10 protein-coding genes are annotated in these 8,541 nt (G+C 58.2%); 4 read left to right on the top strand and 6 right to left on the bottom strand.

What is annotated here, in order from left to right; all coding sequences use genetic code 11:
* A partial coding sequence (locus RMO15_RS32295; protein ID WP_309723158.1) for a type IV pilus twitching motility protein PilT occupies positions 1-1,096 on the bottom strand: 1,096 nt, incomplete at its 3' end.
* Positions 1,097-1,189: 93 nt separating this feature from the next.
* Here RMO15_RS32295 and RMO15_RS32290 point away from each other — a divergent pair.
* Genes RMO15_RS32290 through RMO15_RS32280 form a run of 3 tightly spaced genes read left to right on the top strand, consistent with a single transcriptional unit; the run spans position 1,190 to position 3,969 of the window.
* On the top strand, positions 1,190-2,488 hold the full coding sequence (locus RMO15_RS32290; protein WP_309723155.1) for a sigma-70 family RNA polymerase sigma factor: 1,299 nt from the start codon (positions 1,190-1,192) through the stop codon (positions 2,486-2,488).
* 35 nt (positions 2,489-2,523) lie between these two features.
* Positions 2,524-3,018, top strand: coding sequence for a YgjP-like metallopeptidase domain-containing protein (locus tag RMO15_RS32285; protein ID WP_309723153.1), 495 nt, complete (start codon positions 2,524-2,526; stop codon positions 3,016-3,018).
* Between the two features lie 48 nt (positions 3,019-3,066).
* Positions 3,067-3,969: an MqnA/MqnD/SBP family protein gene (locus RMO15_RS32280; RefSeq protein ID WP_309723150.1), complete on the top strand. Its 903-nt coding sequence runs from the start codon at positions 3,067-3,069 to the stop codon at positions 3,967-3,969.
* A gap of 65 nt (positions 3,970-4,034) precedes the next feature.
* On the opposite strand, the gene tnpA is transcribed toward RMO15_RS32280, so the two are convergent.
* A complete protein-coding gene (gene tnpA / locus RMO15_RS32275) occupies positions 4,035-4,433 on the bottom strand; it encodes an IS200/IS605 family transposase (protein WP_309723147.1) in 399 nt (132 codons plus the stop codon).
* 139 nt (positions 4,434-4,572) lie between these two features.
* Between tnpA and RMO15_RS32270 the strand changes: the two genes are divergently transcribed.
* Positions 4,573-6,540, top strand: a complete 1,968-nt coding sequence (locus RMO15_RS32270) for a DUF5722 domain-containing protein (RefSeq protein WP_309723144.1) — start codon at positions 4,573-4,575, stop codon at positions 6,538-6,540.
* A gap of 117 nt (positions 6,541-6,657) precedes the next feature.
* Here the strand turns inward: RMO15_RS32270 and RMO15_RS32265 are convergent, their stop codons facing one another.
* The 4 genes from RMO15_RS32265 to RMO15_RS32250 all read right to left on the bottom strand — a co-directional run.
* Complete coding sequence (locus tag RMO15_RS32265; protein ID WP_309723143.1) at positions 6,658-7,347, bottom strand: hypothetical protein; 690 nt, start codon at positions 7,345-7,347, stop codon at positions 6,658-6,660.
* On the bottom strand, positions 7,344-7,718 hold the full coding sequence (locus RMO15_RS32260) for an ACT domain-containing protein (protein ID WP_309723140.1): 375 nt from the start codon (positions 7,716-7,718) through the stop codon (positions 7,344-7,346). Before RMO15_RS32260 ends, RMO15_RS32265 begins: the two co-directional genes overlap by 4 nt.
* On the bottom strand, positions 7,718-8,296 hold the full coding sequence (locus RMO15_RS32255) for a hypothetical protein (RefSeq protein WP_309723138.1): 579 nt from the start codon (positions 8,294-8,296) through the stop codon (positions 7,718-7,720). The genes RMO15_RS32260 and RMO15_RS32255 overlap by 1 nt, the downstream gene beginning before the upstream one ends.
* Before the next feature lie 23 nt (positions 8,297-8,319).
* A partial coding sequence (locus RMO15_RS32250; protein ID WP_309723135.1) for a hypothetical protein occupies positions 8,320-8,541 on the bottom strand: 222 nt, incomplete at its 5' end.

Raw genomic sequence — 8,541 nt, 5'->3', positions numbered from 1 at the left:
CCGCAGCAGTGGCGACCATGATCTCAATGGAGGCAACACGTCCCCCACCGACCATCGGCAAGAGCTGCTGGGCAACCACAGCCTGAAGGGAGCTGGCAAACTGAACACGGATCTGGTCTTGCTGATCGGCAGGGAAGACGTCAATCACGCGGTCAACGGTCGCAGGAGCACTTCGGGTGTGGAGCGTTCCAAAGACTAAGTGGCCTGTCTCGGCAAGAGTAAGAGCAGCAGAGATGGTTTCTTTGTCGCGCATCTCACCGACGAGGATAATATCAGGGTCTTCACGAAGAGCGGCACGGATGGCGTTGCCAAAGCTCTCGGAGTCTTGGCCAATCTCACGCTGGTTGACCATGGCGACTTTGTGATTGTGAATGTACTCAATCGGGTCTTCCATCGTCAGGATGTGCAAGGGGCGCTCGGAGTTGATCGCATCAATCATTGAGGCAATGGTTGTGGACTTACCCGATCCCGTCGGCCCTGTCACCAGGATTATCCCCGAGTGCTTCTTGGTGAGCTCTTTCAGGATCGGAGGAAGACGGAGCGACTCTAGAGAGGGAATTTTGGCAGGGATCGCACGCATGGCACACCCAACCGAGTGACGCTGGCGGTAGACATTGAAACGGAAACGTCCCACCCCATGAACCCCGTAGGAGAAGTCCAGCTCCTTCGTGCGCTCGTAGCGCTCAATCTGGTCGGAGAGCAAAATATCGTAGACAAGCCGCTGCGCCTCGCGGGGAGTGACCACTTCCCAGGGCGTGGGCGTGAGCTTGCCGTCAATGCGGAGCATCGGGGGCAAGTTGACCGTGATATGGATATCCGATGCCTTCACCTGCTGGCTGTAGCGCAAGATATCATCAATATGGGTATCCACAAGAGGCGTGACGCTCGGGGAGGAGCGCACCTCGTCAAAGGTATCCGAACCGAGCGGACTTCCTCCCGCCATCCCCGGTGGCATCAGCAGTGCACCATCCTCAAGGAGCCCCTTTAGCATCTGATTGCTATCTAGTGGCTGTGGTGCTGTTGGTGCAAGTGTCCGCGCGGCCGAGTTCGTTGACATCAGAGGTGCCAAGTCGTCATCAGGAAGAATCGAGTTCATGCCTCAATTTTCGGATGCTAACCGTATTCTCCTCAGGGAAAATAATTCCTGGAAAAATTAACAGTCTCTGCCGACTATCTCAGACATAAGCCTATGTCTTCTCTTTTAGAAAAAGCGACTGCCATCCCACAGGAAACCCTGTTGCGCTGGCTCCAAGAGTATGCCCGTCGGCGCGGCACGGGAGATGGTCGTTCCTCAGGCGACCTCCCCTTGCCTGTGCTTAAAGAGAAGATAGCTCGTGCACACGGCCCCCTCGTTGAGTCCGTGGCGCGCAAGTTTCTCGGGACGACTGAGCCACTCGAAGATCTCGCTCAGGAAGGCTACCTAGGACTGCTTTCCGCTCTGGAGTACTACGACCCCAGCAAGGGGGTTCGTTTCTCCACCTACGCCACGCACTTTATTAGCGGCGCGATCCGTCACTTTTTGCGAGATCGCAGCCGTATGATCCGTGAGCCCGCCTGGCTCCAAGAAACCTCCAGCCGCATTGAGCGTGCGATCGAGAGTCTCACCGCCCAGCTTGAGCGCGAGCCTACCCCCAGCGAGATTGCTGCCGTTGTCGCCATTCCTGTCGAGACCGTTGAAGAGACCCTGGCATCACGCAATACGTTTCGTGTGCTCTCCTACGACGAAGTCTCTCAAGAAGAGAATAGTGATAGCACACTGGATCGCTTAGAGACGGTTGGAGAGTCTCTGATGGCAGTTCATGTGGAGAACCGCATCGTCCTTCGTGAGACCATGCAACGTCTGCGTCCTTTTGAGCAGCAAGTGATCTACGAGTTCTACTTCCGCAATCTGAACCAGACTGAGATCGCCACCAAGCTAGGCGTTTCATGCAACTATGTCTCCGTGACCCTACGCAAAGCGGTCGAGCGCCTCGGTAAGCTCATGGGCGAGGCGGAAGCCTACGACCGTCATCGCCGTCGTGAGTCCAGCGTGCTTGATTCCCTCACGGGTCTCTATACCAGGGAGCACCTCCATGCCCGCCTGGAGGAAGCCGTCTCACGAGCCGTCCGTGCGGGGATGCCCCTCTCGCTCATCCAGTTCCAGCTTCTGGAGGTTCCCACGCTTAGCCGAGCGCACGACGAAGTCTTGGAGCAGTGTGGCAGTCGCCTACGCTCTTCCATTCGTCGTATGGACATGGCAGGTCTGGGTGAGGGAAACTGTCTTCTGGCAGTTCTGCCCAACACGGGCCCTCAGGTTGAGCTCGCGGCAAATCGTCTTATCAAAGTGTTAGAAGACACTCGGCAGAGTGTCCATCGCTCTCTGCGTGTGGTTGCCGGAACTGCCTGGCACCCCGAGGAGGCGCGTACCGCTGAGGACTTACTGCGTGAGGCACAGCGCTCGCTTGATGAAGCACTCCAAAAAGACAGCCGTACCGCCAAAGCTGCCTGAAAAGAAAACCTGAGCCGGTATAATACGCCCAGGAGATGACCGAACGACACGAAATTGAGACGGCACTGTGGGAGGAGTTCCACCGGCTAAATGAGCTACACTTTGCGGGGGCACTGCGCCTCAGTGAGCTGCTGGTCTCGACGCGCAAGAAATACGGGGGCTACTGCCAGCCGCAGAAAAGGCGCATCGTGGTTTCCTGGCAGGCGTTCCTAGACCACGGCTGGGACGAGACACTTATCACGTTTCGCCACGAAGTCGCCCATTTAGTCCACCCCAACCACTCGGCGGCATTCTGGGCACTGGCGGAGAAGCTCGGCTGCCCCCCGGATCGCAAGAAGGCCCTCCCGCCCAAAGATAGAAGTGCCGCCTGGTGGCGCTATGCCTACGAGTGCCCGGCTTGTAGCACGCGTATCTACCGCCGCAAGCGCCTCACGCGTAGCTCCTGTGCCCGCTGCGACCGCAAGTTCAACCCCCAGTTCTTGCTCCGTGCTGTCGCCGTGGACTGTCCGCCGGTTGAAATCGGCGTGTGAGAGCCTCGTGCCTCGGCTAAGAAATCGCTCCGCGATTGGATTGGTTCTATGATTCTTAAACTCTGCATCTCGCCGTGCCCTAACGATGTATACATCTTTGCGGGGATTTTACTCGGGAAGGTGACGCACCCAGAGCTAGTCTTTGAGACGACCTATCTCGATGTCCAAGCGGCCAATGAGGCCGCCGTGACCGGTCAGTTCGACGTGATCAAGATCAGCTACGCCGCCTACCCCAAGCTCAGCCATCTCTATGACTTGCTCCCCTCGGGTGGGGCGCTGGGCCGGGGCTGTGGGCCGCTGCTCCTCAAAAACGGCGATGCGCCCTTTGATCCCACCCAGCCCAGCCTCGCCCCCGGTGCTCAGACCACGGCGAACTTCCTGCTGGATTTTTGGCTGGAAACCCTCCTCCCTAGCCCTCCTCCCAATCCTGGGAGGAGGGTTGGGGGAGGGGAAAATGCAAGATTCTCTCTCCCCTCCTTCCCCCACCTCCAAGGATTGGGAGGAGGGGCTGGGGGAGGAGGGCTGCGGCGCTTCCTGCCCTTCGATGCCCTCTACGAAGAGTTGAAAAGCACGCCGGGAACGCAAGGCGTAGTGATCCATGAGAAGCGCTTCACCTACGAGGCCGATGGGCTGACCCTGATACAAGATCTCGGGGAGCACTGGGAGGCAGAGACGGGCTACGCGATCCCGCTGGGGGCGATTCTGTGTCGCACGTCGCTCAAGCTCTCTGAGACAGTTGCGGACCTTATTCGTGAGAGCCTTGCCTGGGCCGATACCCACCGCGACGAAGCCCTTGCCCTCTGCCGTCAGCACGCGCAGGATCTGAGCGATGGCGTGATCGAGGCACATATCGGCCTCTATGTCAACGAGTACTCCCACGATCTGGGCAAAGAAGGCCGCGCCGCCGTCGAGTTTTTCTTCTCGCAGCAGACGGGTGAAGCCGTCGGATAAAGTGCCGTCGGATAAATCCAGCGGCTTCCGAGGGCTACGGGTACCTTCGTACCCAGTAAGCATGTTTACAGTTCCAGTAGACGATTCAGTGTGTGCTCACGGTGGTGCTCTTCCTGTTTTTGGATATAGTCTGTCACCCGCTCCAGCGCTTGAGGAGCCACAGGGAATACGCCGTAGCCACCTTGCCAACGGAACTCTCCCTCGCTATCTTGATTGAGAAGCCAGGATGAGGCTCCTTTGAGATCGTGCACAAGGTCTGCGATTGAGCTGGTCGTAGCAAGATGCAGCAAGATGTGCACATGATCCTCCATACCGTTGATCGCAACAATGGAGCAGCGTCTCGCTCCCGCTTTCCTTACCATCTCCTCAAAAGCACGCTCACGGCGCATCGGGCTAAGCAATGGCAGTCGATCCCAGGTGGCCCAAACCAGATGCAGATAGACTTCATTATGAACACTTGGCATTTTGTTTCTCCACTCTTAGAACGGTTCCTAAGTGCCCATTCTGATAAAATATAAGAACTATTTTTTCTGGCTACGAAGGTAGCCGTCGCCCTCGGAAGCCGCTGGATTTATCCGACGGCGTTTGGCGCTATAATCAGCTATGGAAACCCCCTCGCCCATTGCCCGCATCCGCGCCGATGCGAAGACCCTGACGTTTACGATCCGCCCCAACCAGCAGCTGCCCCGCCAGGTGTTTGGACAGGGAGTGGGAGCGACGGCGTGGGAGACGCTCACGGTGGAGCGCGTGGCGGGGAAGAACTTTACCCTACCCCGTTTCGACACCGCCGGGCACGATCGGCTTTTCTGGCGCTTTCGAGCAAGTGAGAGTGAGCCCGCGCAATGGGTGACGGAGATCATGGATTCGGCGGTGCGGACGAACCCACTGCCGTGGCCCAAGAGCATCAAAGGGGTTCAATGTGTCGTGGATCGTGCCGATGCGGTGGCGCTGGGGGCGAAGCACGTCGGCATGAACTTGAGTATCCGCGAGGTGCTCCTGCCCGCCATTGGGGCTCCCTACGGTGGCCCGATTGAGTTTATGGAAGTGGACGGTGAGCGCATCCCACTAGCCGGGGGAACGCTCGCCCGCTACGACGACGAGGTGCGTGAGTTCACCAAGGCCGGGATCTTAGTGACCGTGATCTTCCTCAACTACTTCCCTCGCGATGCCGCCGACGGCGACCTGCTTATTCACCCCAAGTGCGACAAGAAAGGCGCGGCCAACCCGCTCTCGGCGTTTAATCTGAGCAGTGAGAAAAGCGAGCGGCTCTACCGTGGGCTCTTGCAGTTTCTCGCCAAGCGCTGGACGGAGCCGGAGGGGCGATTTGGTCGGGTCGGGGGCTTTATCATTGGCAATGAGGTGCAGAGTCACTGGCACTGGTACAACCTGGGCAAGGCAACCGGCGAGACCGTGGTGCGCGAGTACGCCAATGCGCTGCGATTAGCCTGGCTCGCCGTGAAGAGCATTCATAAGGACCTGCGGGTCTATATCTCGATGGACTACTACTGGACGGATCGCCACGAAGCGCCAGATCGAACGATGCCAGGTCGGCAGTTAGTAGACGGCCTCAACACACTATCCAAAGCCGAGGGGGACTTTGACTGGCACATCGCGCAGCACCCCTACCCGCAGGGGCTTTTTGACCCCGTGTTCTGGGACGACGAAGACGCAGGCATGGGTTTTGACACGCCGATTATCACGTTCAAGAATCTCGAAGTCTTGCTTGCGTATCTGAATAAGCCAGGCCAAAAAGTCAATAATGCCGCCCGGCGGGTGATTCTCTCGGAGCAGGGCTTCAACTGCAAAGGCAGCGGCGAGCAGGCGGAGAAAATCCAGGCGGCGGCCTATGCATACGCCTTTGAGAAAGTGCGCCAGCTGCCCGGCATTGACGCCTTTATCCTCCACCGCCACCAAGACCACCCTGCCGAGGGTGGCCTAAAGCTCGGTCTACGCGATCTGGAGGGCCGTCGCCGCCCGATGTGGAGTGTCTGCCAGAAAGCCGAGACGCCCGAGTGGGCCGCCACCATCGCGCCACTCTTGCCGCTCACGGGTCTCAAGAGTTGGGACGAGGCAAAACCGACAACAAAGCGCATCAGCGAGAGATCCGGCGTCGGCACCGAGAGCCTCTACTCTGGCGAGGTGGTCTGGGATGGGGTCAAGCAGCTCTGGACGGCGACACCTACCAACTGCCTCGACTGGCGGCAAGCCAAAGAGAAAACCAGTACCGGCAAGCGCGTCCCTGGCCTTTTTCAGCACCCCAAAGCCGTCGGAGTCGCTGAGGCCAGCTTCCCCGTGACGCTCCCCAAAGCCGCGCGTCTGACGCTTCGTTTCGAGGTGCTCAACAGCGCCAAAGAGCCCGCGCCGAGCGGCATCACGTTCGGCGTCCGCGTGGAGGGCAAAGAAATCTGGAGCACCAAAGTCACCGACTGCGGCAAGCCCCACCCGCACGCGCTTGACCTCACATCCTACGCAGGCCGCACGATCCAGCTCACGCTCACCACGGACGCCAATGGGAAAGAAGCCTACTGCTGGGCCACCTGGCTCGCCCCCGCTATTTTGGCTGGTGTATAGTGGTCTTATGCAGGATGGTATCTTACCCCAAGCTAATGCAGCTGTTCAAACGGAAGTCGCGTAGCTTAAATCGCGCAAGCAAAACAGACCCTAGAGAACCTGTGCTCAAAAGCTTATTTACCCTGACTCTGCGTCGTCAGGCTCACCAATGATCCAAGAGAGTTCCGAGTCCTTTCCCACGTTGATCTCCAGCGGGAAGAGCGACGTCTCCCCATCCAGCGTCGCCTCCACCGTCCCGGTAAACTTGTTCGAGTTCTCTTTGGTAGGTATTAGAGAAATCTCCCCAATCGTAACACTCTTATGCTCAGGCCATTGCTTCTGTAGCTCGGGCCGTAGCGTCTCCACAACCATCTTGGGATCAATCTTCCCCATCTCCAGAACGGCGAAAATCATGATGACCACGACTCCGACTAAGAAGGGCGTGAAGCCTGCCAGTAAAGCACGTCCCCAGCGCTTTTTGGTGTAGCAATTCTCTAAAACATCCCGGAAGTGTGTCACCTGGTGTCGCGCTTGGCTACGGTACCAGGCAATAAATAAGCACAACCCGACGAGACGAAAAAGCGCGTCCAGGATACGTGGGTTGGGCAAGAACTCTGTCAGAAGCGCAAGGATTGTAAAGACGATACTCACCCAAAACCAGCTCTTATTCTCCGAAGCTCTCTGTGGCTCGTTTAGTGCTTGCCAGTTTGCAGCGTGCAGATACGCACCAAAAGCGGGGCTCAGAAGCAGACTCCAGCCAATCGCAGCACGCGGGTTCCAAAGCTCAGGGCTCTTATCTTGTGAGGGCGGCATATCTGTGTCCATCATGGGGCCTCTCTTTCAGAGACAATATGCCCGGCGGCTTCCAGCGCGGCGATGGCGGCGGTGAGCTGGGTCTCTTTTACCAGAATGTAGTCGGTGTCGAACGTGGAGAGGGCAAAGATCGGGATCTTGGCGTCGGCGAGGGGCACGGCGAGCGCGGCGAGAATCCCGGTGAGGGAAAAGTCCAGCGGCCCGGCCACTTTCATCGCACGCCAGCCCCGCTCGCAAGGCACGCCGCTCGGAGCCAGCGCCTCTTCTGTGACCAGTGAGAGTTCCTCACCTGTGCGGATCGCGGCGAAGAAAGGCACTTGTGGCAGAGGTGCTGTGGCGGGGAGCTTCCAGATCGCAAGAGTGACGGGGAGGAGGGTGAGGTTCATTACCTGTTGCCTTGACTTTGTCGCCACCAAGGGCCACCAGCGATTGGACTCTGAAACTGTGTGGACATTAGTTGCTGGGCAAAGGCATCACGATAGGCGATAGTGCCGAAGGCGCTGGGAGGAATACAGAAAGGCTCCGTCATGCCTTCAATCTTGATCTCCAGAAACCCCGCAGGAGTCAACACCACTGCCACCAGCTTTTCCCAAGCATACCAGTGCTCTGAACCATCCATAAGGAGGCGTAGCCCTGTCGGCTCAAGTATGAGGGTACAGGACTCCGATGGGTTAATACTTACCCGTGCCTCTTGCACCGCCTGCGCCACCGCACGAGGTGTGTGCCAGAGCAGATAGAGCTCCAGCAGCCCGTAGGTGACTCCCCCACCAAGAACCACTCCCAGCCACAGCTGCCACTTCCCTATGCCCGAGATACCCGCGACTAATAGACTAATCACCAATCCCACACCTGCATAGAAGCGTTGCCAGTTGCGGCATTTCTTCCGGTAGGTGTCGTCCTGGGCGTAGGCATTGCACCAGAGCGTGATATCATCGTCGCTCCATTGCCAAGTGACTCGGTTCATGATCACTCATTTTACCTGTAACTTTAGTAGTGACACCAAGAGTACGCTTCGTCAGCCCAAGCCCCCGGGGCAGCGACGGCCAAGAATGGCACTCGGGGCAACGACGCTGTGGTGTGGAGCTTCCAGATCGCAAAAGTCTCGGGGAGGAGGGTGAGGTTCATCCGCCGTTGCCCTGACTCTGTCGCCACCAAGGTGCCGTGGTTGGCGCGGCTCCTCCTGCAACTCTGGAGCGCTCCAGAGCTTCC

It is taken from the genome of Armatimonas sp., assembly GCF_031410135.1.
Classification (GTDB): domain Bacteria; phylum Armatimonadota; class Armatimonadia; order Armatimonadales; family Armatimonadaceae; genus Armatimonas.
This window is presented reverse-complemented; position numbering and strand designations above follow the sequence as displayed.